The organism is Bradyrhizobium sp. CCBAU 45394, assembly GCF_028128655.1.
Classification (GTDB): domain Bacteria; phylum Pseudomonadota; class Alphaproteobacteria; order Rhizobiales; family Xanthobacteraceae; genus Bradyrhizobium; species Bradyrhizobium diazoefficiens.
Map to the genome: position 1 here is coordinate 1 of NZ_LBIX01000163.1, position 25,915 is coordinate 25,915.

Here is a 25,915-nt window from a genome sequence, read left to right on the forward strand (position 1 = left end):
CGACACGCGCGGCGCAGGTGGCGGCGTGGGCCGCGCCACGGCCTGGGGCCGCGGGGGCGGTGCTGCTGGCTTGGCCGCCTGCGGCGGGGCCGGCGGGTGAGCCTGCGGCCTGATCGGCTCGTGCACTGCTGACGGAGGCGGTACGACCGGTTTTCCCGCGGCAGCAGGCGGCGGGCCGGCCGGCTCACGGGTTGCGGACTTGGCACGGTCGGCAGGCCCGGCCCCGGGCGGGGTCTGCGCGACCGGGGGCTTGGGCGGTTGGCCGGGCACAACGGCCGGATTTGTCGTGGTGGGCGCACCGGTGGTCGGAGCGGCGGCCGTTGGCGCACCAAGATGGGGCGGCGGCGTTGTGCCGGGCGCAGCCGTGGTCGGCGCCCCCGGATGCGTCGGCAGGGTCGTGCCGGGTGCAGTTGCCGTCGACGGCAAGGGCTTTCCGCCCGGCAGAGTCCCTGCTGCCCCTGCCGGCGGCGCCGGCGGCCCACCATGGGAGCCCGGAACCGGCAGCGTGTTGGCGGCAGGCAACCTGGTCTGCGGCGCGACGTTCGGTGCTGTACCTGGGAGGCCACCAGGTAGCGCACTTGGTCGCGCATTTGGCGCGACATTGGCCGGCGTCCCGGGAGGTATCCCGGGCCTCGCCGTCGGCTGGACCGTCGCGCTCAGCGGCATCGGCGCCTTGCCCTGCTGGATCAGAGCCGCGCGCTGCGTAGCGGCTTGCGGCAACATCGGTGCTACCGGGTTGGCGCGGCCGGCAATCGCCGGCGTCAGATTGCCAGGCCCGGTCCCTCCTCCTCCCCCACCCGCCGGCGGCGGGGCGGGAGGCCGGTTGATCACGGTGTTGATGACCGTGGTGTTATGGATGTTGTTGAAGATGATGTTGTTCGGCGGCGGCGCGACATAGACCGGCGGCCTGACGAACACCGGGATCGGCACGAACATCGGCTGCGGCAACACGAACAGGCCGACCACAGGCAGCGGCGGCTCGAGCACGACGAAATCCGGCGGCGGCGGCGGCAGATAGTAGACCGGCGGCGGTGGTGGCGGCGCGAAGCCAAAATCGGGATCGCTGAAGTACAGCACGGGACGGTCGACATAGACCACCTCCTCCGGCGGCGGCGGCGGCACGTCATAGTCGATCATCGCGAAGCTCGGCGGCGGCTCGGCCGGCGCGGTGAGGATCGCGAGGCGACGGCGCGCATCGCCTGCATGCGGCCCGCGCGGATAGCGGCGCAGATACGACCAATAGGCTTCCGGCGTGTCGGTGCGATAAGTCCGCCGCCAGGTGATCGCCTCGCGGCGCGCCGCAACGATCGCCATCACGCGCTTGGACATCGGATCGGTCGGATAGGCCGCGAGAAATTCCTCATAGGCCGGCAGCGTGTCGCGCTCCAGCGCGGCGGCGTAGGCGTCTTGCACACCGAGATCGCGGATCGGCTTGTTGCGGATCGCGGCGACCTGGGCGGCCGAGGCCTCCGGCGGCGGCGCGTCGGGCCCGCGATCGAAGAATGAGAATGGCGCCGATATCTTCTGCTCGTTCCAGGGCACCTGCGCGCCCTTGGAGGCCTCGTTGACGCGCAGGCGGACGCGATCGAACACGTCAGGCAGCGGCAGGCCGCCGGTGCGGATCATCTCCGCCAGCGACTGCGCATAGATGCCGTAGGGCCCCGGCTCCTCCGGCGCCACCGTGCCGGGCGCGGCATTGAAGGCGATCAACATGTTCTGATCGGGCTCGACCAGCGCCAGCCCGCTCGCGATCGGCTGGCCGCCCTCGATGAAGGGCTGCGCCCGCGCCGCGTCGAGCACCACGATGTTGGCCTTGAGCGGAATGGCCGCAAGCTGGCGCGCATAGTCGCTGATGCGCAGGGCCTCGGTCGGGATGTCGGTGTCGCGGGTGATGTTGGAATCGACCGGGATGAAATAGTTCTCGCCGGCAAGCTGCACGCCGTAGCCGGCGAGATAGACCATCGCGACGGTGCCGGGGCCGGAGGCCTGCGCCTTCTGGATGAAATCGCGAAAGCTCTTGCGCAGCGTGTCGCCGTCGAGATCGCGCGCGCCGACGACGTCGAAGCCCGCCGCCTGCAGCGTCTGCGCGATCAGGCCGGCATCGTTCGCGGTCGTCGCCAGCGGCGACTTGGCATAGGCGCCGTTGCCGACCACGAGCGCGATTCGCTTTTCCTGCTGCTGCGCGCGCGCCGGCTCCAGCGCGCCCGCGGCAAGGAACAAGATCGGCAAGAGGAAACAGAGGAAGGCCTTGTGGGTCCCACGCATGGCTTGCTTGCCCGCTTTGTTGTTGAGCTGCCAACACGCATCAGACGCGCGGCTGGCTGAATGGCGCTTGAACGAAAGGCCCGGATTGAGGCGGCGGCATGACGCAGGCCGCCGCCGAAAGGCGCCTGTCGTCCAGGCGCCTTTCGTCAGGCCCACGTCAGCTTCTCGACCGCCCGGCAACCGCGTTGCGGCCGTCTTGCTCAGCCTTGCGCGATCGGTCCTGCTTGCTCAGCCTAGCGCGATCAGCCTTGTGCGATCAGATCGACCGTTCCCGTCGTGAGCCGATAGATGCCACCCATCACCTTCAGCTTGCCCTGCTCCACGGCCGCATTGAGGATCGGTGCGGCCGACTTCAGCTTGGCGACGTTGTCGATCACGTTCTGCCGGGTCGCCTTGTCGAGCACGTCCCCGCCCTGCTGCATCGCAGCCTTGGCGGCGGGCGCGATCGCATCGATCAGCGAGGGGATGTGGCCGGGCGGCGAGGTGTTGTCCTTGATCGCCTTCAGCGTCGCATCGACCGCGCCGCAGCTGTCATGGCCGAGCACGAGGATCAGCGGCGCGCCGAGCACGGCAACGGCATATTCCATGCTGGCGATGGTCTCGGTGCCGGCAAAATTTCCGGCGACGCGGCAGACGAACAGGTCGCCGCGGCCGGTGTCGAAGGCGTATTCAGGCGCGATGCGCGAGTCGGCGCAGCTCAGCACGGCCGCGAACGGGTTCTGGCCGCCGGCCAGCGCCTCGCGCTCATGCTTGAAATCGTGCCGCCGCGACACGCCTTCGACATAACGCGCATTGCCCTCCATCAGCCGCTTCAACGCCGCATCGGGCGCCAGCACATTCTGCGGCTTGGGCGGCGCCTTGGACCCCTTGGCGAAGGCTGTGCCGGCGAAGGCCAGGCCGATCGCGGAGACGGTGAAGTGGATGAGCGATCTCCGCGAAGGGCGGATGTGGACGCCGCGAACACTGCCGCAATTCTCGCACATGCCGTGCTCCTGCCCATCGAGCCGCCGTCGTTGATGCAGCGGCAATCGTGCCGCGCATCTTACTCGACGGCCTGCAATTCCGCGAGCTTCGTTCGCGCGGTCGCCTCATCCAGCGCAACGAGCTCGGCGGGCCCGGGATTGGCCTCGCCAGCCGTCGCGACGGAAACCACCGCAAGCCCGGCCAGCCCGCCAAGCACCGCCCCGCCCGTGGCGGCATCGTGCCTGGCACTGCTCTTGATGAGGTAGAAGTGCGTTCGGCCGGATTCCATCACGATCTCGCGCTTGGTGTCGCCGGGAAACATCAGCTCGGTCACCAGCACGTCGTGACGGCCGGCCGGACGATCGGCGTAGGCATATTTGCCGGCGAGCACCTTACCCATCGGCGCACCGTCGAGCTTCACCTCGCAGGCGCAAAACGCCATGCTGAGGCCGTTGCGCTTGTCCTGCAGGAACACCACGCGCGACTGCCCCGCGCGCGGAGGTCCGATCTTCTTTGACACGGATGCGAAGTCCGTTCCGACCTGATCGCTCACGCACCCCGCCAACATGACGCCAGCGGTCACCACCAACGCGCCCCATCGCAGCATCGCACACCCCAGTCCATTCCCCGGGTGTATGCTAGCCAAAATCAGCGCAGGGTTGCAACAACATCCGACGACCACTGCGTGGATCGCGCGGACAAGCCACCGGAAAGACGCGCCACCAACCTCAGCCTTGGGCCAGCAATTCGACGGTCCCTGTGCTCAGCCGATAGATGCCGCCGACCACCTTGAGCTTGCCCTGCTCGACTGCCGCATTGAGGATCGGCGCAGCCGATTTCAGCTTGGCCACGTTGTCGATGACATTCTGACGGATGGCATTGTCGAGCGCATTCCCGCTCTGCTGAGCAGCGGTCTTCACCGCCGGTGCGATCGCGGAGACCAGCGAAGGGATATGTCCCGGCAGCGGCTTGTCGTCCTTGAGCGACTTGATCGTCGCGTCGACGGCGCCGCAATTGTCGTGGCCGAGCACCAGGATCAGGGGCGTGCCGAGCACGGCGACGGTGTACTCCATGCTCGCAACGGTCTCATCGCCGGCAAAATTTCCGGCGACGCGGCACACGAACAGGTCTCCGCGTCCGCTGTCGAAGGCATATTCAGGCGCGATCCGCGAATCGGCGCAGCTCAGAACGGCAGCGTAGGGATTCTGACCGCCGACCAATGCCTCGCGCTCGTGCGCGAAGTCGTGACGGCGCGACACACCCGATACGTAGCGCGAATTGCCGTCCATCAGCCGTTTGAGCGCCGCATCGGGCGACAGCACGTTCTGAGGTTTCGGCGGCGCTTTCGCCTCCTTGGCCACCGCAGGCCCGCCAAACGCTGCCACCCCGAGCGCGGAGGCGGCGAAAAGCATCATCGAGCGTCGGGAGGGAGCAACCGATTGATGCAGATTTTCGGAGCATTTGTCACACATGATTCTTCTTCCTTGGTCTCGCGCCGGGAAACAACTGATAGCTGCGCGCGGCAGACTTCGAAACCAGGTGTGAACTTGATAGTTAAGCTTTGGTTTGCGGCGGCGCGTGCAACGTCAGAGCTGCTGGACGTCCACCACGCCCGCGACCGCCTTGATCGCGCCGGCGATCTGCGGCGAGACCTTGAAGCGGCCGGGCAGCTTCATCTCCACCTCGGTCTCAAGGTCGAGCATCATCACCAGCGAGACCTCGCCGTCGCCGTTGGAGCGCGGCGCAATCCCCGGGCTGCCGACCTTTGGCGCGGCGCCGTTCGAGGACGCCATCTCGGGGCCGGCGAGACGCTTGGCGATCGATTCCAGCGCCTTGGTGTCGCGCAGGAAGATGCGCAGGCCCTTCTGCGTCTTGGCCGCGGCATCGTCGAGCGGCTCGGCATGCAGCACGCGGGCGCGCACGTCTTCGCCCTGGAGCTCGGCGCCAAGCTGGAGCAGCACGGCCGCCCCCGGCTCGAGCACGTCGCGATATTGCGCAAGGCCTTCCGAGAACAGCACCGCCTCGAAGTGGCCCGTGGGATCGGAGAGCCCCATGATGCCCATCTTGTTGCCGGTCTTGGTGCGCCGCTCCATGCGCGAGACCACGGTGGCCGCGACCTTGCCGGCGGTGGCGCCGGTCTTCACCGCGCGCGAGAATTCCGCCCAGCTCTGCACCCGCAGGCGCTTCAGCACGGTGGCGTAATCGTCGAGCGGATGGCCGGACAGGAAGAAGCCGATCGCGTCGTATTCGCGGCGCAACCGCTCGGCCGGCAGCCACGCCTCGATCTGCGGCAGCATGATGGTCGGCGCGTCCGCCGACATGCCGAACATGTCGTTCTGGCCGATGGTCGCGGCCTCATGCGCGCGCTGGCAGGCGGCGAGGATCGCGTCCGCGCCGGCGAAGACGCGCGCGCGGTTCGGCTCCAGCGTGTCGAAGGCGCCGGCGGCGGCGAGACTCTCGATGATGCGCTTGTTGATCGCACGCGGATTGACCCGCGCGGCGAAGTCGGCGAGCGAGGTGAACAGCCCGTTCTTGGTGCGCTCCTCGATGATCTGGTCGATCGCCTGGATGCCGACGCCCTTGAGCGCGGCGAGCGCGTAGTAGATGGTCTTCTCTCCGACCTCGAAGGTCGCACCCGACCGGTTGATGTTCGGCGGCTCGACCTTGATGCCGAGGCGCTGCGCCTCGGAGCGGAATTCGGAGAGCTTGTCGGTGTTGTTGAGATCGAGCGTCATGGACGCTGCGATGAACTCCACCGGATAATGCGCCTTCATGTAGGCGGTGTGGTAGGACACCAGCGCGTAAGCCGCCGCGTGGCTCTTGTTGAAGCCGTAGTCGGCGAACTTCGCCAGCAGCTCGAAGATGGTCTCGGCCTGCCCCTTCGGCACGCCGTTCTTCACCGCGCCGGCGACGAAGATGTCGCGCTGCTTGTCCATCTCGGCGCGGATCTTCTTGCCCATGGCGCGGCGCAGCAGGTCGGCGTCGCCGAGCGAATAGCCCGACATCACCTGCGCGATCTGCATCACCTGTTCCTGGTAGATGATGACGCCGAAGGTCTCCTTCAGGATCGGCTCCAGCACGGGATGCAGATATTCCGGCTCCTCGTCGCCGTGCTTGCGCGAGCAATAGGTCGGGATGTTCGCCATCGGGCCGGGGCGGTAGAGCGCCACCAGCGCGATGATGTCCTCGAAACGGTCGGGCCGCATGTCGACCAGCGCGCGCCGCATGCCCTGGCTTTCAACCTGGAACACGCCGACCACCTCGCCGCGCGCCAGCATCTGGTAGCTTTCGGCATCGTCGATCGGCAGCGTCGCGAGATCGACATGGATGTCGCGCGGCTTGAGCAGCTTGCACGCGACGTCGAGCACGGTCAGCGTCTTCAGGCCGAGGAAGTCGAACTTGACGAGGCCCGCCGGCTCGACCCATTTCATGTTGAACTGGGTCACCGGCATGTCGGATTTGGGATCGCGGTAGAGCGGCACGAGCTCGCTCAGGGGGCGATCGCCGATCACGATGCCGGCGGCATGCGTCGAGGCGTGGCGCGTCAGGCCTTCGAGACGCTGGGCGATGTCGAAGGCGCGCGCCACCACCGGATCCTCGTCGCGGAACGCCTGGAGCTTCGGCTCGCTCTCGATCGCGGCGGCCAGCGTCACCGGCGCGGCCGGATTCTGCGGCACCAGTTTCGTCAGCTTGTCGACCTGGCCGTAAGGCATTTGCAGCACGCGGCCGACGTCGCGCAGCACGCCGCGCGCCTGCAGCGTACCGAAGGTGATGATCTGCGCGACCTGGTCGCGGCCGTAGCGCTGCTGCACGTACTGGATCACCTCGCCGCGGCGGTCCTGGCAGAAGTCGATGTCGAAGTCCGGCATCGAGACGCGTTCCGGGTTGAGGAAGCGCTCGAACAGCAGGCCGAACTTGATCGGGTCGAGATCGGTGATGGTCAGCGCCCAGGCGACCAGCGAGCCTGCGCCGGAGCCGCGGCCCGGTCCGACCGGAATGCCTTGCGACTTCGCCCATTTGATGAAGTCGGACACGATCAGGAAGTAGCCCGCGTACTTCATGCGCATGATGACGTCGAGCTCGAACGCCAGGCGCTTGCTGTAGTCCTCTTCCGTGGTGCCCTGCGACAGGCCGTGCACGCGCAGGCGGTTGGCGAGCCCCTCCTCCGCCTGCCGCTTCAACTCGGCGGCCTCGACCGCGGCGGCATCGGAGCTTGCGGCGGCGCCGACCGTGAAGAACGGCAGGATCGGCTTGCGCGTCATCGGGCGGAACGAGCAGCGCTCGGCGATCTCGACCGTCGAGGCCAGCGCCTCCGGAATGTCGGCGAACAGCACCGCCATCTCGGCGCGGGTCTTGAAGCGGTGATCCGGCGTGAGCTGCACGCGATCGCTCTCGGCGATCAGTCGGCCGCCGGCGATACACAAAAGCGCATCGTGCGCCTCGTAATCGTCGGTCGCCGCGAAATATGGCTCGTTGGTCGCAACCAGCGGCAGCCCCTTGGCATAGGCGATGTCGATCAGGCCGCTTTCGACGCGCCGCTCCTTGTCGATGTTGTGGCGCTGCAACTCGATGTAGAGCCGGTCGCCGAACAGCGTGGCGAGACGCTCGCAGCGCGTCGCCGCGAGTTCGGCCATACCGCCGGCAAGCGCCAGCGAGATCGGCCCGTCAGGGCCGCCGGTGAGCGCAATCAGCCCCTCGGTCTCGCCGTCGAACCAGTCGAACTTGATGAACGGGGCATGGCTGTCGGGCGTCTCCAGGAACGCCCGCGAATTCAGCCGCATCAGGCTGCGATAGCCGCGCTCCTGCGCCGCCAGCAGCACCACGCGCGAGGGGCCAATGGCGTTGCGCGCGGTCGGATCCTGGTCGCCGAAGTCGATCGCGAGCTCGCAGCCGACGATCGGCTGAATGCCGGAGCCCGCCATCTTGTCGGAGAACTCCAGTGCACCGAACAGATTGTCGGTGTCGGTCAGCGCCAGGGCCGGCTGATGGTCCTTCTTGGCGAGCTCGGCGAGCTTGCCGATCTTGATCGAGCCCTTGAGCAGCGAATAGGCCGAGTGAACGTGAAGGTGGACAAATCCGGCGCTCGGCATGGTCGCGTGACGGCCTCTTGCAGATGGGATGGAACGGTCGCCGGCCCCAAGGGAATGCTGAGGGGATCATGGCGTATCCTGCACCCACCTCCCAGCCGCCTTTGCCGACTCGCCGCCCAATGGTGGGGCGTCGCCGCCGCGGAGTCCACGCCAGAGCGGCCGATCGGCCGCGTCGTCCCGCTTTTCCCCAGGCGCGCCGAGGAGTTCCCGGCAACGGTTGTCCAAACCCTGGACCTAGAGCTGCGGAATCACCTGCGCCCAGATTGCGATCATCCCGACGAACAGGGTGATCGATGCCAGTGCGGCGGCTTCTTCCACGAAAATCCTGAACATGGCCTGCTCCCTTGCTGGAACGTATGAAGAACATTGTTCTCATTTCGTTCTCGGGAGTCAAGCTGTCCGAACCGTCCCAAAAAGGAATGGTTAACTCGCTGACTTCAAACAACAAAAAAGCCCCGGCCGATGGCCGGGGCTTTCGACAACCGCTCGAAGATGAGCGATTGGTATCAGTAGCGGCCGATGATCGGGCCACCGAACTTGTAGTTCAGGCGGACGAGGCCCATGTCGACGTCCTGACGGATGCGGTCGGTACCCGCGAGACCCGCGAAGGTGACGTCCTTGTCCTGCAGGAAGATGTGGTTGTACTCGACGCCAACCGACCAGTTCGGGGCGAAACCGTACTCGAGGCCGGCACCCACCGTGCCACCCCAACGGGTCTGGTCGTTCGACGACAGCAGCGCGCCCGAGGCCGTGCTGAAGACTTCGTACTTGGTGCCGGCCACAGCCGCACCGCCCTTGACGTAGATAAGCACGTTGTTCCAGGCATAGCCGACCTGACCGGTGATCAGACCGAACGAGTCGATCTTCGATCGGTTGCGAGTCGCGAACAGCGCGCTGACGTTGTCGCCCGAGAAGTCGGCCCAGTTGCCCTGGCCTTCCACGCCGAACACCCACTGGCCGGACTGCCAGCGATAGCCGATCTGGCCACCGACCGTGCCGCCAGTCGCATCGTGCGAACCTTCACGGCCACCGCCGACCAGATCCCAGGTCGAGTGCGCCGAACCGCCGCCGCCGTTGATGCCGATGTAGAAGCCGCTCCAGTCGTAGATCGCGGCGACCATCGCAGGCGCCTTGGTGTACGGCCGAGCCGCGAGATCAGCAGCCACCGCCGGTGCAGCCGCGCTCAGTGCGACGAGGCTCACAGCGGCCAGCAACAAATTCTTCTTCATTTGAATCCCGTTCCAGTTTTCTTCAGTAGGCCCCCGGGCCGTGGGCATGGTCATAACAGTGATCGGCGGAATTGCTGTAACCGCGACGCAACAGTTCGCTCCAAAGGGCCGCGCTTCATTAATGAAGATTTATCGGCGCGCGCTGGAAACCCTTTGAAACAAGAGTTTTCAGCAATTTCAATGTCGACTACACGAGATACACTGCGTACGCGCGTAACATCGTCGCGCGCACATTCGCGTGATTGGAGATTCGAGATGCGTGCATTATTCACCCTCCCCATTTTCGCCACATTTTCGCTCGCAATCGCCACATTCACGCTTGCGTTCATCGCGAGCACACCGGCGCGCGCGTTCGGAACCAGTCATGCGTTCTGCCTGACCGGCGATGAATGGCCGGGGCTGAGCAATTGCAGGTTCGACACCTACGCGCAGTGTCAGGCGAGCGCATCGGGCCGCGCGCTGACCTGTATCGCGAACCCGTATTTCGCCGGCCAGAGCGATGATCTCTACGCCTACCAGAATCGCCCCCGCGGGTTGACGCCGGGCTATTCCTGGCCGCGTTGAGATGCGCCGCGCGTGCCTCACGCTCGTTGCGATCAGCACGCTCCTCATGAGCGGACCTGCGCGCGCGCAGACCTATGATCCGAGCTATCCCGTCTGCATGCAGATCTACGGCCCCGTCGGCTATTTCGACTGCCGCTACACCTCGCTCCAGCAGTGCCAATATCTCGCCGTCGGCCGCTCCGCGACATGCGTCGTGAACCCGTATTTCCCGCAGGAGCGGCCGAGGAGCCCTCGGAAGTCGAGGCGCGCCGATTAGGGCACGAGCTCACAACACCTGCCCCATCCATCGTTTCATCCCCCTGCCCTGGAGCTCAGGGCTATCGCATACGGATTTCACGAGGATCGTCCGGGCTTACTTCGCCTCTCCCGCTTGCGGGAGAGGCCGACGCGCCCCGGGCGATGCGAAGCATCGTCCCGAGCGCGGCGGGTGAGGGCTCTCACCACGCAGGGACATCCTCCGTAATCCTCAACAATCCCGCCGCGGAGACACCCCACCCCAGCCCTCCCCCGCAAGCGGGAGAGGGAGCCGAGTGCGGATGCCGCCGCATCGTTCACACGACATGCGATTGCCCTGCCCTGGAGCTGGACGTTCCGTTGCAGCCCGGCGCGGGTCTCGAACGATCTATTGCCACGGCGGCGCACCTGGCGCGGGCGCGATCTCGATCGCGCCCGCCTCACCGCGCTGCGCGATGCCATCACATTGCGACAGAGCTGCGTCGTCCAACACGCGATGTGGTTCGCGCGCGGCGCACCAATTATCCCATGCCGAGGTCTCGATCCTGGCGAGCGCGAGCAGATCGCGCGCGAGGTTGACCCGCGCAATGAACAGGCCGGTCGTCGTTCCGTGGCCAAGCTGCGCAGGATCGATGGCGCCGGTCCGGGATCATCAGAAGTTGCTCCAGGCGCCGGGCCACGGGCAGCGTATCACGGCTTTGACCGGCGAAGGCCGTGGGATTCGATCCTTGCCTCTCGATCCATGCTTCGTGGATCAGCAGGCCGTGCAAGGCGCGGCACACAATTGCAACATCCGCCGGCAGGTCGCTGATCAACGCGGCGTAAGGACCGGGATCGATGAGTGCGCGATGGCTGGCGTAGCTTGACGTCGCGGGTTCAGTCATCGGGGCATTCCGGCAAGGATGCGCAAATCCTCTCAGCCTCCTGTTCCCGCACAACGACGTGACCTGCGTGCCTGATGACCGTATGTGCGCGAGCAGTGGCACACCCAAATCGGGACACTGATATGCGGCCAGCCTTGCATCGCGTCTCCGGTGTTGACGCAGACCGCTCTCGGTTTAAGTACGACAGACAAATCTTGCAGGGGTGGCGACGTTCGCTGGGCTGGTTCCCGTTGACGCCACCAATGCAGGACACATGTCGATATCGCCTCAAGCGACCTCGCCCCGCGCGACCGCGGCCTCCGCGCCCCCTCACCTCGCCATCGTCCTGTTTTCGCTCGCGATGGGCGGCTTTGCGATCGGAACCACCGAATTCGCATCGATGAGCCTGCTACCGTTCTTCGCCGCCGACCTTCGGGTCGACGAGCCGACCGCGGGACACGCGATCAGTGCCTACGCGCTCGGCGTGGTGCTGGGCGCACCGCTGATCGCCGTGCTTGGCGCGCGCTTCGCCCGGCGCACGCAGCTCCTGGTCCTGATGGCCGTGTTCGCGCTCGGCAATGCGCTCACCTCGCTTGCGCCGGGGTTTGGCTGGATGATCGCGGCCCGTTTTCTTGCAGGGCTGCCGCATGGCGCCTATTTCGGCATCGCCGCGCTGGTCGCAGCCTCGCTCGTTCCTCAACATCGCCGCTCGCGGGCGATCGGCCAGGTGATGCTCGGCCTGACTGGCGCCACGATCATCGGCGTGCCCTTGGCCAACCTGGTCGGCCAGACGGTCGGCTGGCGCGCCAGCTTCGGCCTCGTGTCGCTGCTGGCCGTGCTCACGGTCCTGCTTTGCGCCCTGTTCGCTCCGCGCGACCAGGCCGGCAGGTCGAACCCGCTGCGAGAGCTCGGCGCCCTCAGAAGCGGCCGCGTCTGGATCACGCTGGCGATCGGCGCCATCGGCTTCGGTGGCATGTTCGCCGTCTACACCTACCTCGCAACGACATTGATCGAGGTCACCAAGGTCAGCCCCGCGGTGATTCCGTTCTTTCTCGCCGTGTTCGGCGTCGGCGCCACGCTCGGCAATCTGTTCGTGCCGCGCTTCGCGGACCACGCCTTGATGCCGACGGCGGGCGTCATTCTCTTGTTCTCGGCGGTCGCGCTGCTGGTGTTTCCGCTTGCGGCCGGCAATCCCTGGCTGCTGGCGATCGACATCTTCGCGATCGGCGCCGGTGTCTCGCTCGGCGCCATCCTCCAGACCCGGTTGATGGACGTCGCGGGCGACGCGCAGGCGCTCGCCGCCGCGCTGAACCATTCGGCGTTCAACACCGCCAATGCGCTCGGCCCGTTCCTCGGCGGCCTTGCCATTCGCGAGGGGCTGGGCTGGACCTCCACCGGGCCCGTCGGCGCTGCGCTCGCGCTTCTCGGCTTCCTGATCTGGATTGTCGCCTGGCGCGACGCCAGGTCTACGCCGGTCAGGGTCACCTCAGGACCCGACGCTGCTCCGCTGAAGAACGCTGCCGCAAGACCGTCGCCACCGCTGGCGCCGGATGACCAGCCGTTCGGCTTCTCACAGGGATCCGGTGGCATGACGTTATCTCTAGCCGGGTGACGCATGAGACGTCTCCGGCTCTGGCCTGGGCGGACTTAACCGGCCATCGTAACGATCAAAGGTCCATGTCGGGTGGCGACAACGGTGTGCTCGTACTGCACGGTTGGCGCCTCGGGACTGCTGTAGAGCGTCCACGGATCATCACCATTCTCCGCCCACTCGGCGGCAAAGGACAGGAATGGCTCGACGGTGAACACCAGGCCGTCGCTCATGATGCGACGTTCGGAAGAGTCAGGCCATGTTGCGATCTCTGTCGGCTCCTCATGGAGCGACAAGCCGACACCGTGACTGGCAAGGTTCCTGACAAGGCTGTAGCCGTTCTTCCGCGCAAAGGTTCCGATGGCTTGGCCGATGCCGGCGATCGGCTTGCCAGCCCCGACCTGCCGCAGGCCCGTCCACATGGCCCGCCGGCCATCCCTGCAAAGACGTTCGATCGCGCGGGTTACGGGCGGGACGGCGAACGAGGCTCCCGTATCCGCGAAGAGGCCGTTCTTCTCCGCTGAAACGTCGATGTTGACGAGGTCGCCACGCGCGATCCGTCGGTCACCGGGGATGCCATGAGCGATCTCCTCGTTCACGCTGATGCAGGTCGCCCCCGGGAAGGCATAGGCCAGCTCCGGAGCCGAACGCGCGCCGGCTGTCTCCAGGTATCTTCGTCCGATCTGGTCCAGCTCGGAGGTGGTCATGCCCGGTTCGAGCGCCTTCCCCATCGCCTCAAGGGTATTGGCGACGATGCGCCCGATCTCTTTCAGGCGCGTGAGGTCGTTGTCATCGGAGATTGTCATCTTGGGCGCTCTCGAAAGCCCGGACATAGCGCTTGCGAACTCGACTTGCAAACGTGCGAGCCCCGCGCGAATTCGTAGACCTCGCATGCGGAGCCGGATGAGGTTGCGTTCGTGGACGCAGAATAATCGGCGCTCCGACACGCCACCAAAGGTTGTGATCGCACCGATCTTCGGATAGCTTTCGCGTCTGTTTTCGCCGCGTGTGGTCCCGTCAGTTCATGCTCGCCCGTATTCTGCTCCTCGTAACCTTGCTGTCGATCCAGGGCGCTTTGCGTGCAGAAGGAACGCCGGCCGAGAAGGCCGGATTTGCATCCAGGCTGACGATCTATCTCGCCAAGGGAGCGCCCGACGCGTGCGGGCCGGGTTGCGACCGCTGGATTGCCATCGAGGGCCAGATCGATCAGGACGCCGCGCCGCGCATTCGCCGCTTCCTCGCCGGCGTCAAGGAGACGCAGCTTCCGATCTACCTTCATTCGCCCGGCGGCAACGTGGAGCAGTCCTACGTGATCGGGCGGTTGCTGCGCAGCCGCAAGGCAGTCGCCCGGGTTGGTCACACCACCGCGACCGCGTGCTCAGCGGGCACGCAGGTGGACGCCACCTGCCTGAAGGTGAAGAACGCGGGCGGCGAGGTCGAGGCCGAGCTCACCACGCGCAATGCGATGTGCAACTCGGCCTGCGGTTACCTGTTTCTCGGGGCGACATCCCGCGAGGTGGCGCCCGACGCGGCGCTGGCGGTCCATAACTCCAGGCTGGTCCTGCGCTTTCGTGGGGATCCGCCCCCGCAGGTGGTCGCCGAGGCGAGGCAGCGCCGCATGGCGAGCGCCGATCGCGACCGCACTGCGTTCATCGCGTCGATGGGGATCAGCCGTGAGCTCGACGCCCTCATCCGGACCGTGAAGTACGAGAACCTGCACGTGCTGACGCGCGCCGAGCTCTATCGTTTCGGAATCGACACCCGACCGCTTGCCGAGTCGATGTGGAAGCTGGAGAAGGAAGCGCGCCCGTTTGTCCGCAAGATCGCGGTCTTGAAGAAGGAGAACGGCGCTTCGTTCCGGATGATGGAGTGGCGCCTGTCTTGCGAAAGCAGGAAACGCGTGCCGCTGACGTTCGCGGGAGAAATCGACGAAGCAGCCACCGGCAAGAGCACGATCCTGGTGACGGCGGACGCCGGCACGGACAGGGAGGTCGGAGGGGCTCCGCTACGTTCCGGCAAGGTCGAGATCTGGCGCGGCAGCATCGACCCCGACATGGTCAAGGCGATCCTGGCGTCCCGCTCCCTGCATGTCCGCGAAACCATTTCGATGCCGGACGACAAGACGGACATGACGAAATTCGACATCGACTTGACGGGCCTGGCGTCGGTGTGGACACAGCTCAAATCATCCTGCGCTCTGTCGACGCTCAACCCGATAAGCCCTTGGCCAGCCACGCTGCCGAACGCCGGCACGACGCCTCCGGCCACGCCGTCGCCGTGAGCTCAGGCCTCGCGATGCATCAGCCTCTGCCCGTCACCGGCGTGTAGATCACGAGCTTCAGTGCGGGATCGTCATTGGCCTGGAAGCTGGTGTGCTCGAAATGCAGCACGCCGAGGGTCGGATGCGACATGGTCTTGAGGCCCGACGACGTGCTGCGGATCTCGTGGGCTTCCCACCATTTGACGAATTCCGGGCTGCCCTGCCGCAGCCGCGTCAGCAGTTCGGCGAACGCGGGATCGCCGGCCCAGACGTCGTGGGTGGCCCGGAACATCGCCACCATGCGCTTGGCCACGTCCGCCCAGCCCGCGCCGTAAGCCTTTCGCGTCTGCTTGTTGGTCATCACGAGGAGCAGCGTGTTGCGATCCTCCTCAGGCAATCGCCCAAACGCAAACACCTGCTCCGCGGCGGCGTTCCAGGCCAGCACGTCCCAGCGCCGTCCGACAATGTAAGCCGGCTGATTCAGGCTCTCGATCATCCGCAGGATCGGCGGCGGCACGATTTCGCGCGTGAAGGCGCGCTTGTCGCCGTCGCGCGCCAGCGCCTTCAGATGCGCATGCTCGGTCTTGCTGAGCCGTAGCGCGCGGGCCAGCGCGTCGACGGTGGTCACCGACGGGCTGACGGTGCGGCCCTGTTCGAGGCGAATGTACCAGTCCACACCGATGCCGGCGAGCTGGGCGACCTCCTCGCGGCGCAGGCCCGCGGTGCGCCGCCGCCTTCCCGCCGGGAGCCCGACGGTTTTCGGCGACAGCTTTTCGCGGCGGGACCTCAGGAAATCGCCGAATTCGACGCGGCGTGGGTCGGCCATGGTGTCGCTCCCGCGATGGAGGGTCTAAAGGATACTAGGATAATACCAGGCCTTCTTGTCCCCTCCAAGGCGGCGCATATGAGTTTCACCCCACTTTGAGGTGAACATCATGAAAGCCGCCGTACTCAAATCCTTCGGAACGCCGCTGGTGATCGAGAATGCCCCCGAACCGGTGCTCGGCACCGGCGAGGTCATCGTCGACGTCGTCGCCACGCGCGTGCTGTCCTACATGAACGAAGTCTTCAGCGGCGAACGCAACTATGCACTCGATTTGCCGATCATCCCGGGCCCGGGCGGCATCGGCCGGGTGCGCGCGATCGGCCCGGACGCAACGAAGCTCAAGATCGGCGACTGGGTGTTCTGCGACCCGACGGTGCGTTCGCGCGACGACGCGATCGCGCCCGACATCGCCCTGCAGGGATTAACGGCCGCCGGCGCCGGCGGCATGCTTCTGCAAAAGCATTTTCGCCATGGCTCGTTTGCCGAGCGGATGCGGGTGCCGACCGAGAACGTCAAACGCCTTGGCGCGATCACGTCCGAGGAAGCCGCACAATGGTGCGCGCTGGGGACACTGCTGGTGCCCTATGGCGGCCTCCTCGCCGCCAACCTGCAAGCAGGCGAAACCGTGCTGGTGAGTGGCGCCACCGGCAATTTCGGCAGCGCCGCCGTCTCTGTCGCGCTCGCAATGGGCGCAGCCTGCGTGGTCACGCCCGGGCGCAACGAGACGATTCTGGCCGACCTCGTCCGCCGTTTCGGCAGCCGTGTGAAGCCGGTCAAGCTCACAGGTAACGAGGACGACGACCGCGAGGCGATGAAGCGCGCCGCGACGGGGCCGATCGACTGCGTGTTTGACATCATGCCGCCCTCGGTGAGTCCGACTGTGGTGCGCGCGGCGGTCATGACGGTGCGCGCCTATGGCCGCGTCGTGCTGATGGGCGGCGTCGGCATGGCCGGCGGCGCGGGCCTCGAGCTGCCCTACCCCTGGATCATGCGCAACTGCATCACCATCCACGGCGTCTGGATGTACCCGCCGGATGCGGCCAGCCGCCTGATCGCGCTGGTGCGATCAGGACTCCTGCGGCTTGACGAGTACAAGACGACGGCGTTCGACCTCGATCACGTCAATGAGGCGGTGGCACACGCCGCGGCCAATGGCGGGCCGTTCAAATTGACGGTGATCTGGCCATAGAGCGCCATACACCGGGGCGATGCGCCGTCGCTGCCGTTTTGCTTGACCTGTCAAAGGGCTGCAAGGCGTCACCCCGATCGTAGCCGGCCAGGGCCGGCTACTGTGCATGGGGTTGTTTTCGCAGTTTTTTGTTATTCGAGCTCGACCACCTGGCCGTCCGACAGCGAGACCCGCCGGTCCATGCGGCCGGCGAGCTCCATGTTGTGGGTCGCGATCAGCATCGAGACCCGCGTCGCCTTGACGAGCTGCATCAGGGCCTGGAACACGTGGTCCGCCGTGTGCGGATCGAGGTTGCCGGTCGGCTCGTCCGCAAACAGCACGCGCGGCGCATTCGCCACCGCGCGCGCAATCGCGACGCGCTGCTGCTCGCCGCCCGACAGCTCCGCCGGGCGGTGGGTGATGCGGTCGCCGAGGCCGAGATAGCCCAGGATCTCCTTGGCGCGCTTGACACTCTCGGACTTCTTCAGGCCGCGGATCATCTGCGGCAGCATCACGTTCTCCAGCGCCGAGAACTCCGGCAGCAGCCGGTGCGACTGGTAGACGAAGCCGATGTCGGTGCGGCGAAGCTGCGTGCGCTCGATGTCGGGCAGTTGCGAGGTCGGCGCGCCATTGACGTAGACCTCGCCGGAATCGGGGGCCTCCAGCAGCCCCGCGATGTGCAGCAGCGTCGACTTGCCCGAGCCCGACGGCGCCACCAGCGCGACCGACTGTCCGGCCCACAGCGCAAGCTTGGCGCCGTCCAGGATCGTCAGCGGTACCTCGCCCTGCAAGTACTGCCGCTTTATCTCGTGGAGATAAATGACCGGGACATCCTCAGCCCCCTGTTGCTGCTCCATCAGCCCCTCACTCGTACCGGAGCGCTTCGACGGGATCGAGGCGCGCGGCGCGCCACGACGGGTACAGCGTCGCCAGGAACGACAGCGTCAGCGCCATGATGACGACGGCCGTGGTCTCGCCGACGTCGATCTCGGCGGGCAGTTTCGACAGGAAATAGAGCTCCGGCGAGAACAGCTCGGTGCTGGTGAGCCAGGACAGGAATTGCCTGATGGATTCGATGTTGAGGCAGATTACGAGGCCGACGAAGAAGCCGACCAGCGTGCCGACCACGCCGATCGAGGCGCCCGTGATCAGGAAGATGCGCATGATCGAGCCTTGCGAGGCGCCCATGGTGCGCAGGATGGCGATGTCGCTGCCCTTGTCCTTCACCAGCATGATCAGGCCGGACACGATGTTGAGCGCCGCGACCAGCACGATCATGGTCAGGATCAGGAACATCACGTTGCGCTCGACCTGGAGCGCGTTGAAGAAGGTCGAGTTGCGCTGCCGCCAGTCGACCAGGAACACCGGCCGTGCCGCGGCTTCCGTCACCGCCTTGTTAAAGGCGACGATGCGATCGGGATTGGTGGTGAACACCTCGATCGAGGTGACGTCGTTGCTGCGGTTGAAATAGGCCTGCGCCTCCGCCAGCGGCATGAACACGAAGCCGAGATCGTATTCGGACATGCCGATCTCGAACACGGCGACGATCTTGTACGGCTTGATGCGCGGCGTCGTGCCCATCGGCGTCACCGCGCCCTTCGGCGCCACCAGCGTGATGCTGTCGCCGGCGTGCAGCGACAATTGATCGGCGAGGCGCCGTCCGATCGCAACGCCCTGCCCGTCGTCAAAGCCTTCGAGCGAGCCCTGCTTGATGTTCTTGGCGATCGAGGTGAGGTTGTTGAGGTCGTCGGAGCGGATGCCGCGTACCAGCACGCCCGAGGCGTTCCACGGCGAGGACGCCAGCGCCTGGCCGTCCACCACCGGCGCGGCGAGCCGGATGCCCTGGACCTGGCTGATGCGGTCGGCGACGTCCTTCCAGTCGGTCAGCGGCGATTCCAGCGGCTGGACCAGGATGTGGCCGTTCAGCCCCAGGATCTTGTCGAGCAGTTCCTTGCGGAAGCCGTTCATCACCGCCATCACGATGATCAGCGTCGCCACGCCCAGCATGATGCCGAGGAAGGAGAACCCGGCGATGACCGAGATGAATCCCTCCTTGCGGCGCGCCCGCAAGTAGCGCGCCGACAGCATCCACTCGAATGGCGCAAAAGGCGCGGTTTGCACGGTTTCGGTCATGGTTTCATCCATCGCTCGATAATCCCATGATTCGGGGTCAATTGTGGCCGGATTGGCGGCCGCGATATCGCGCGATGAACAATATTCAGCCGACCAGGCTTATCAGCCCACAAGTCTTGCGACCGCGTCCGCTGGCGACATGGTCTCGCGTGAGCCGTCGCTGCGGCGCTTGAGCTCGACCTTGCCGTCCGCGAGCCCCTTCGGCCCGATCATGATCTGCCAGGGAATGCCGATCAGGTCGGCGGCGGCGAATTTGGCGCCGGCGCGCTGGTCGGTGTCGTCATAGAGCACGTCGACGCCCTTGGCCTGGAGCTCCGCATAGAGCTTCTCGCAGGCCGCATCCACCGCGGCATCGCCCTGCTTGAGGTTCAGCACCACCGCGCGGAACGGGGCGACGGCTTCCGGCCATTTGATGCCGGCGTCGTCATGGCAGGCCTCGATGATGGCGCCGAGCAGGCGCGAGACGCCGACACCGTAGGAGCCGCCATGGATCGGCACGTCGACACCGTCGGGGCCGGCCACCATCGCCTTCATCGGCTCGGAATACTTCGTGCCGAAATAGAAGATCTGGCCGACCTCGATGCCGCGGGTGTTGAGCCGCTTGGCTTCCGGCACTTCCTGCTCGAAACGTGCGGCGTCGTGCACGTCCTCGGTCGCAGCGTAGACCGACGTCCATTGCTTGATGATCGGCGTGAGGTCGCTCTCATAGTCGACGTCCTCGCCCGGCACCGGCAGGTCCAGCACGTCGCGATTGATGAACACGCCGGATTCGCCGGTTTCGGCGAGCACAATGAATTCGTGGCTGAGATCGCCGCCGATCGGCCCGGTCTCGGCGCGCATCGGGATCGCCTTCAGCCCCATCCGCGCGAAGGTGCGCAGATATGCGACGAACATCTTGTTGTAGGCGACGCGCGCCGCCGCCTCGTTGAGATCGAAGGAATAGGCGTCCTTCATCAGGAATTCGCGGCCGCGCATCACGCCGAAGCGCGGACGCTGCTCGTCGCGGAATTTCCATTGGATATGATAGAGATTCAGCGGCAGGTTCTTGTAGGACTTCACATAGGCGCGGAAGATCTCGGTGATCATTTCCTCGTTGGTCGGCCCGTACAGCAGCTCGCGCTTGTGGCGATCGGCGATGCGCAGCATCTCCGGACCGTAGGCGTCGTAGCGGCCGCTCTCGCGCCAGAGGTCGGCGAGCTGGAGCGTCGGCATCAGAAGTTCCAGTGCGCCTGAGCGGTCCTGCTCCTCGCGCACGATCTGCTCGATCTTCTTCAGCACGCGGAAGCCGAGCGGCAGCCAGGCATAGATGCCGGCCGCCTCCTGCCGGATCATGCCGGCGCGCAGCATGAGCCGATGCGAGACGATCTCCGCCTCTTTCGGATTTTCCTTCAGGATGGGCAGAAAGAACCGCGACAACCGCATGGCAACACTCGGGGAATCAGTGAGGGGTTGCAGTGAAACCGGATTGGGAGCGAAAACACAAGACCGGGAATGAGGAAAAGCCGCTAACACGGCGGGATTCCTTGTCAATTTTCCGTCGACTTCAGGTTCTGCTTGAGCCGCAGCGGCGCCCCTTACGGCGTCACCTCAAGCTCGTCCTCGAGCGTGATCTTCTCGAAGTCGGTCACCAACGCATCGATCCGCACATGCCAGCGGCCGGCAAAGGGCAGCTCCACCTTGCCTACATGCCAATAGCCATCCGGCCCGAGCGAGGCGTCCCGCTCCATCGGCTCGATACCGCGCTCGGGCAGGCTCAGGGTCAGCGTCACCTCCTTGGCCGCCAGCGGCGTTGCTTCACCGGTCATGAGCTGGAGCACGAAGTCATCTACACCGGCCTTGCCCGGCGAAACCAGGACCTGGAACATCGCCTTGTCGGTATGGATGTGGACCACCACGGGCGTCTCCGGGACGATGGTCCGCGGCGGCGGCGTGAAGCGCCAGCCGGCGACAACGGCAAGGATCGCGAGTGCAATCGCGCCTTCCAGCAGGATCGAGCGCTTGAGCGCGGGCGTTCCTTTCTCGCCCCGGGCGAGGGCCGGCGTCAACCGGAACCGATTCAGCGCGGCGAGCGCCAGCAATCCTGTGACCAACGCAAGCTTGGTCGAGAGAATCAGTCCGTAGCGGGTCTCGACCAGCGCTGCCGGCTTTTCGAGCTGAACGATCGCGAGTGCGAGGCCGGTCAAGGCCAGCACGCCGACCGCCAGCGCAGCGATGCGCGAAAAGCGGTTCACGACGGGAAGAGTCGCGATCGTCGGCTTCGACACCAGCGCGATGAGCGGCGCGAGAGCACCGATCCAGATGCTGACGCCGAGGCCGTGGAGAAAGATCGCCGGCCGGGTCAACGCCTCCGGCGGCGCCGTTGCAGCGTGCCCCGTCATGGCGAGCGACAGACCGACGCCGACGAGCGCGATGCTCGCAAGAGCACGCGCATACCAAGCGCTGCGCAACGCCATCAAGGCGAGCAGCATCGCGCCAATGGCAACCAGCAGCGCGGGGCCGGCGCTGGTCGCGAATGCGACCTTCCAGGGAGCAGCCGTCGAGAGAGCCGCTGGCGGCAGCCCGAGGAGATCGAGGCCCAACGCGCCAAGCGACGCCGTGGCACTCGGAATACCGATGGCGAGCGCTACGCGCGGAACGGTCATCCCGATCATCGACCACGCGATCCAGCGCGCAAAGAACACGCCGCCGACGCCGACGAACAGCCCGAGATAGAGACCGACCCGCGCCAGCCAGATCAGCGCGTTCAGCCCGCTATCCGTAGAGGTCGGAGGCTTCGTCGCCGTCGGCGTGCCAATCGAAAAGACCACCGATCCCGAGACGGGATGGCCGTCCTGCGAGATCACGCGATAGCTGACCACCGCCGTTCCCTGCGGCAGGTCCGGCGGCAGCGCGACCGAGATTGTCTCGCCCGATGCGCTGACGCTGGCATCGTCCCGCGCCCTGCCCGCGCCGTCGATCAGCAGAATCGCGCCCGGCGTCACCGCCTCGTTGAAGCGCAGCTCCACCGCCTTCGGCGCCGTTTTCAGGATGCTGCCACTCGCCGGCTCGACCGAGACGAGCGCGGCATGCGCCGACGCGCCGGTCGCGAAGCCGACAATCAGGAGCAGCGTCGCGAGCGCGGCGAGAACGCGCATCAGGGTTTTGGCAACAGCTTCACGCCAGGCGCGGGCGACTTGCCCTCGTGCGAATGCCCTGCCCCCTCCGCCGGAATTTCGATCCAGCGGCTGACGCCGGCCTCGCACTCCTGGACGACGGGAAAGTACAGGGTCGTGTTCGGCTTCAGCTTGTCGGTCAGCACCGTGTGCATGACGAACTCGTCATAGTTCTTGTCCGGCAGCTTGCCGCCGGACCACGACACCTCCTTGACGCCCGAGGCGAGCTTGTTGCCGTGATAGTCGTACTCGCTGGCATATTGGCCCTCGACGACATCGACGCTCCAGCCCGCCTTCGGCATCGGCTTCACCGCGATCACCCCTTCGGGGATCTGGACGCGGATCTTCACCGTGGGCGAGCCCGCGCAGCCGTGCGGCACGGCGAAGACGGCCTTGTACGACGCCCCCACACTCGCCTGCTTGCCCTCGAGGAAGACGTGCGCATTTGCCGGCGCTGCCGCAAGCACGCCGAGAAGGATCAGCCAGGTTCGCTTCGACATGTTCGGTCTCCCGAAGGTCCTGATCATGCTCGTCACATCTTCATTCCCGAATGGTCCGGCATTTTCTTCATCATGTGCCCGCCGTCGCCGGGCGCCTGCGCGCCGACGCCCTGGACGTCCAGGGAAACGGCGACCTTGCCGGCCTTCTCGAACTGAAGCGTCACCGGCACCTTGTCGCCCTGCTTGAACGGACCCTTCAGCTCCTGGAGCATCAAATGATAGCCGCCGGGCGCGAACTTCACGGTCTTGCCCGGCTCGATCACGAGCCCCTTGTCAAGCTGGCGCATCTTCATCACGCCATTGTCCATCGCCATCTCGTGGACCTCTGCCTTGCCGGCGATATCGGCGGAAACGCTGACCAGCTTGTCTGCCACTGTGCCCTTGTTCTCGATGGTGAGATAGCCGCCCGCGACCTTGGCGCCGCCCGGCGTCGCCCGGCTCCACGCCTGCGAGATGACGAGATCGCCGGCCTTGACGTCGTCGGCCGACGCGGGTGCGGCGAACACGACGGCCGAGAGCGCCGCCAGTGCGAAGATGCGTGAGAGCTTGTTCATGTCGTTACCTTTCTTGTCGTCGTTAACATCGCCCCACCCTTCAGAACGTGTACTTGCCGGCGAGAACGAAGGTTCGCCCCGGGAACGGATGGAACAGGAAGTACTGCTCGTTGAAGAGATTATCGATGCCGAAGTCGAACGCGAAATTCTTCGTCGCGTTATAGTGCATCTTCAAGTCCACAACGAAAAAGTTATCGAACGCGCCGTAAACGTGGGAGATGCGATCGGTGTTGTCCAGCGTCGAGTACTGCTTGCCGCTGTAGCGGGCCGCGACCGTATAGGCCCAATTCTCATTCGGCCTGTAGGTGACACCGAACTTGGCGCGCCAGTCGGGCACGTAAGGCACGCGCTTGCCGACGACGGTGGTCGCGCCCTTCCAGCTCGGGTCAGAGATGATCCGCGAGTCGACGTAGGTCACGCTACCAAACACCTGCAAGCCCGCGATGAGAACGTTATCCTTGTCGGCAGACAATTCTACGCCCTGCATCCGGATCGCGGCGACGTTGCTGATCGCTGTCTGCACAGACTGCGCCCCACTTGCGTCGGTCACCGTGGTCGACTGTGAGATCAGTGCATTGTTGGTCCGCTCGCCGAATACCGTGAGCCGCACCCGACCATCCACCCAGCGCCGCTCAAGATTGAGCTCGCCGGTGAAATCCTGCTCCGGCGACAGCAGCGGATTGGCAAGATAGGTGACGCCGTTGACGGTGATGTTTTGATAGAGTTCGGTGACCGTCGGATAGCGGTACGCCTCACCGAAATTCGCCGAGATATTCCAGTCCTTGTTCGGATCGAACGACAGCGACGCCTTCGGCGAGAAGTTGGTCGAGGACAGCCCCGGTTGCCATGTCGGCACAACGGACGTGATGACGCCGGCGCTGGTGGCCATGGTGTTGAGATTGAAGCCTTCAACTGCCTGCCAGCTCTCCAGCCGTCCGCCGAGTGTCAACTTGACAGTCGGGATGATCTTCCAGGCGTCCTGCACCCACAAAGCCCCAGTGCGCGTCTCGCCGACGCCGGTCGAATAGAGCTGGCCGTTGCCCGTCGATGGCGTGTTATACCAGACGCTCGAAGCATAGACCGGGTTTTCGAGCCGGTACCGGTCGCCGTGGATGCCAAAGCTGACCTCGTGCGCGCCGTCATAGCCCAGCGGACGCCAGATGCCCTTGGCGTCGGCGTTCTGCCAGTTGGTGCCATCCATCCGCGTCACCTTGCCGTTCAGGGAATAGCCAAGGCCCGGCGACGGCGAGACCGTATAGGGACTGACCTGGATGTCCTGGAGATAGTTGTAGCTTGAGGCCGCGAGGTCGAAGTCGAAGACACCCTTGGTATCGCTTTTGAGCGAGACGGCATTGCTCACATGGATCTGATCCCAGGTGTATTTGCTGTTGGCAAAGCTGCTGACGCCCCCGAAAGTCGGCAGACCCGTCACAGTCGACCTCAGATAGGTCTGCGGATCGGAGGTCTGGTGATTGTTCCAGATGCCGAACGAGTACGTCGCCTGCACCAGCGGCGTGATGTCGTAGGCGAGCCGCAGATTGCCCGAGGTCTGCTGCGAATGCGCCAGCGCGCCGGTGCCGACGACATTGGCGACACCACCTGCCTTGTTCTGGGCGGCGATCGTTCCCGTCGTGCCGGCAGGTCCCACCCCAAGCGTGGTGCCGAAGGTTGTGTAGCTCAACGGTTGCTGAAAACTGTCGAGGTAATTGGCGCTGACAAGCCAGGACAGCGCGCCGTCGCGATTACCCGCGGCCGCACTGGTCTGACTGGTCACGTAGGTGTCCTTGGTGCCGTACTGATTCCACGGCATCACCGAGACCGTTTCCTTGGCGACCGCAAACGGCTTGTCCGGCATTTTTGACGTGATCAGCAGCACGCCGCCAATCGAATTGCCGGGATAGGCGGCCGCGAACGGACCGTTGAGGTAATCGACCCGCCCGATCGCTTCCGGCGAGATCAGGTTCCATCTTGGCGAGGAGTTCGTGTTGTTGTTGCCGATCAGCGCCGAGATGAGGAGGTCATCGTAGTAGACCAGCGTGCGCGCACTGGAGTTCAGCCCCCAGCTTCGCGTCGCGAGCACCGCCTGATTGTCGCCGTCGTTCCGCTTTCGCACGAACAGGCTCGGCATGTATTTGACGGCGTCCTCGGGGTCCTTGAGGTTGATCGTCTCATCGACCTCCTTCGCCGTGACGCTGAAGGAGCGCTGCGGCAATTGATAGCGCGCCACGGCGGCCGGCGGATCCAGCGACGCTCGGGCGCTGGCCGCTCCCTGCTCGCTGGCAACAGCAGGAGCCGCGCGCTCGCCGGCGGGCTTTGCCGACCGGTTCCTGGCGGCAGCCGTATTAGCGGCCGGCTTGCGTGGCTTGGGCTTCACTGCAGCGGGCGCGTCGACGGTCACCGGCGGCAGCACTGCGCTGCTGCTTTGGGCGAAGGCTCCGCTCGACGACGCAAGCAGCGCGGCCTGAACGGCAACGACGCTCACGCCACGGCGGGCATGGCAACGTAACATGAGGCATTCCTGAC

The 25,915-nt window shown here is 65.6% G+C and carries 21 protein-coding genes; 5 read left to right on the forward strand and 16 right to left on the reverse strand.

The features are described from left to right. From WN73_RS20705 to WN73_RS20730, 6 genes are all read right to left on the reverse strand, one after another. On the reverse strand, window positions 1-2,265 hold a 2,265-nt coding region (locus WN73_RS20705; protein WP_271554598.1), incomplete at its 3' end, for a caspase family protein. Window positions 2,266-2,507: 242 nt separating this feature from the next. Beyond that, complete coding sequence (locus WN73_RS20710; RefSeq protein WP_028171747.1) at window positions 2,508-3,248, reverse strand: carbonic anhydrase; 741 nt, start codon at window positions 3,246-3,248, stop codon at window positions 2,508-2,510. Between the two features lie 59 nt (window positions 3,249-3,307). Next, window positions 3,308-3,748: a DUF2846 domain-containing protein gene (locus tag WN73_RS20715; protein ID WP_231166491.1), complete on the reverse strand. Its 441-nt coding sequence runs from the start codon at window positions 3,746-3,748 to the stop codon at window positions 3,308-3,310. A 208-nt stretch (window positions 3,749-3,956) separates the two neighbouring features. Beyond that, window positions 3,957-4,700, reverse strand: coding sequence for a carbonic anhydrase (locus WN73_RS20720; RefSeq protein ID WP_011087633.1), 744 nt, complete (start codon window positions 4,698-4,700; stop codon window positions 3,957-3,959). A gap of 114 nt (window positions 4,701-4,814) precedes the next feature. Beyond that, window positions 4,815-8,318: a DNA polymerase III subunit alpha gene (dnaE, locus tag WN73_RS20725; RefSeq protein WP_028171745.1), complete on the reverse strand. Its 3,504-nt coding sequence runs from the start codon at window positions 8,316-8,318 to the stop codon at window positions 4,815-4,817. A gap of 506 nt (window positions 8,319-8,824) precedes the next feature. Next, window positions 8,825-9,547 (reverse strand): outer membrane protein, encoded by a 723-nt coding sequence (locus WN73_RS20730; protein ID WP_028171744.1) that lies wholly within the window; start codon window positions 9,545-9,547, stop codon window positions 8,825-8,827. A 255-nt stretch (window positions 9,548-9,802) separates the two neighbouring features. On the opposite strand from WN73_RS20730, the gene WN73_RS20735 reads away from it, so the two are divergent. Next, window positions 9,803-10,111 carry a DUF3551 domain-containing protein gene (locus WN73_RS20735; protein ID WP_028171743.1) on the forward strand — a complete coding sequence of 103 codons (309 nt, stop codon included), beginning with the start codon at window positions 9,803-9,805 and terminating at the stop codon, window positions 10,109-10,111. Window position 10,112: 1 nt separating this feature from the next. Beyond that, on the forward strand, window positions 10,113-10,367 hold the full coding sequence (locus WN73_RS20740; RefSeq protein ID WP_028171742.1) for a DUF3551 domain-containing protein: 255 nt from the start codon (window positions 10,113-10,115) through the stop codon (window positions 10,365-10,367). A 499-nt stretch (window positions 10,368-10,866) separates the two neighbouring features. Here the strand turns inward: WN73_RS20740 and WN73_RS20745 are convergent, their stop codons facing one another. Continuing rightward, window positions 10,867-11,229 (reverse strand): hypothetical protein, encoded by a 363-nt coding sequence (locus tag WN73_RS20745; protein ID WP_162185838.1) that lies wholly within the window; start codon window positions 11,227-11,229, stop codon window positions 10,867-10,869. Between the two features lie 253 nt (window positions 11,230-11,482). Between WN73_RS20745 and WN73_RS20750 the strand changes: the two genes are divergently transcribed. Then, window positions 11,483-12,820 (forward strand): MFS transporter, encoded by a 1,338-nt coding sequence (locus WN73_RS20750; RefSeq protein ID WP_049832401.1) that lies wholly within the window; start codon window positions 11,483-11,485, stop codon window positions 12,818-12,820. 35 nt (window positions 12,821-12,855) lie between these two features. On the opposite strand, the gene map is transcribed toward WN73_RS20750, so the two are convergent. Next, entirely contained in the window at window positions 12,856-13,605 is a 750-nt protein-coding gene (gene map / locus WN73_RS20755; protein WP_028171740.1) for a type I methionyl aminopeptidase, read from the reverse strand. A 218-nt stretch (window positions 13,606-13,823) separates the two neighbouring features. Here map and WN73_RS20760 point away from each other — a divergent pair, with 218 nt between their 5' ends. Then, window positions 13,824-15,080, forward strand: coding sequence for a hypothetical protein (locus WN73_RS20760; RefSeq protein ID WP_039184594.1), 1,257 nt, complete (start codon window positions 13,824-13,826; stop codon window positions 15,078-15,080). Between the two features lie 19 nt (window positions 15,081-15,099). On the opposite strand, the gene WN73_RS20765 is transcribed toward WN73_RS20760, so the two are convergent. Next, on the reverse strand, window positions 15,100-15,885 hold the full coding sequence (locus WN73_RS20765; protein WP_011087640.1) for a helix-turn-helix transcriptional regulator: 786 nt from the start codon (window positions 15,883-15,885) through the stop codon (window positions 15,100-15,102). A 109-nt stretch (window positions 15,886-15,994) separates the two neighbouring features. Between WN73_RS20765 and WN73_RS20770 the strand changes: the two genes are divergently transcribed. Beyond that, the gene (locus WN73_RS20770; protein ID WP_028171738.1) at window positions 15,995-17,074 is read left to right on the forward strand and encodes a zinc-binding dehydrogenase; all 1,080 of its coding nucleotides are present in this window, start codon (window positions 15,995-15,997) and stop codon (window positions 17,072-17,074) included. 131 nt (window positions 17,075-17,205) lie between these two features. On the opposite strand, the gene WN73_RS20775 is transcribed toward WN73_RS20770, so the two are convergent. The 7 genes from WN73_RS20775 to WN73_RS20805 form a co-directional block, all read right to left on the reverse strand. Then, entirely contained in the window at window positions 17,206-17,910 is a 705-nt protein-coding gene (locus WN73_RS20775) for an ABC transporter ATP-binding protein (protein ID WP_011087642.1), read from the reverse strand. A gap of 7 nt (window positions 17,911-17,917) precedes the next feature. Further along, on the reverse strand, window positions 17,918-19,198 hold the full coding sequence (locus WN73_RS20780; protein ID WP_011087643.1) for a lipoprotein-releasing ABC transporter permease subunit: 1,281 nt from the start codon (window positions 19,196-19,198) through the stop codon (window positions 17,918-17,920). A gap of 90 nt (window positions 19,199-19,288) precedes the next feature. Continuing rightward, entirely contained in the window at window positions 19,289-20,608 is a 1,320-nt protein-coding gene (gene proS / locus WN73_RS20785; protein WP_011087644.1) for a proline--tRNA ligase, read from the reverse strand. A gap of 152 nt (window positions 20,609-20,760) precedes the next feature. Beyond that, the gene (locus WN73_RS20790) at window positions 20,761-22,320 is read right to left on the reverse strand and encodes a copper resistance CopC/CopD family protein (RefSeq protein ID WP_271554608.1); all 1,560 of its coding nucleotides are present in this window, start codon (window positions 22,318-22,320) and stop codon (window positions 20,761-20,763) included. Further along, the gene (locus tag WN73_RS20795) at window positions 22,320-22,838 is read right to left on the reverse strand and encodes a YcnI family copper-binding membrane protein (RefSeq protein WP_028171736.1); all 519 of its coding nucleotides are present in this window, start codon (window positions 22,836-22,838) and stop codon (window positions 22,320-22,322) included. Before WN73_RS20795 ends, WN73_RS20790 begins: the two co-directional genes overlap by 1 nt. 32 nt (window positions 22,839-22,870) lie before the next feature. After that, window positions 22,871-23,392: a copper chaperone PCu(A)C gene (locus WN73_RS20800; protein WP_028171735.1), complete on the reverse strand. Its 522-nt coding sequence runs from the start codon at window positions 23,390-23,392 to the stop codon at window positions 22,871-22,873. Window positions 23,393-23,432: 40 nt separating this feature from the next. Then, on the reverse strand, window positions 23,433-25,901 hold the full coding sequence (locus tag WN73_RS20805; RefSeq protein ID WP_063623007.1) for a TonB-dependent receptor: 2,469 nt from the start codon (window positions 25,899-25,901) through the stop codon (window positions 23,433-23,435). Between the last annotated feature and the right edge of the window lie 14 nt (window positions 25,902-25,915).